This window comes from Flavobacterium enshiense (genome assembly GCF_040750275.1).
GTDB classification, from domain to species: domain Bacteria; phylum Bacteroidota; class Bacteroidia; order Flavobacteriales; family Flavobacteriaceae; genus Flavobacterium; species Flavobacterium enshiense_B.
Map to the genome: position 1 here is coordinate 1 of NZ_JBDOCV010000047.1, position 243 is coordinate 243.

At 56.8% G+C, this 243-nt stretch carries 1 protein-coding gene; it reads left to right on the forward strand.

The window, feature by feature from the left end:
• The coding region (locus ABGT15_RS14745; protein WP_367232220.1) for a hypothetical protein at nt 1-243 on the forward strand (243 nt) is incomplete at both ends.

Consider the following 243-nt stretch of genomic DNA (forward strand, 5'->3'; position numbering starts at 1 on the left):
ACTTTGACCGGTACGGCTTCTCTGGTGGCCGCTGGTCTTTTCAAGCTCTCCGGGATCGAGACCGGACTTACCGCTCATGCTGGTGGTGGTCAATCCGTGGCGCTTGCTCTGTCCGGAACGAAAGCCATTCACAACATTGGAACTGTTAGCTCGGTGAGCGATTCTGTTTCTCTACCTGCTGCCACTGGAAGCGGGGCGCTGCATTGGGTCAAGAACTCAGCCGCCGCAAACCAATTGCAGCTC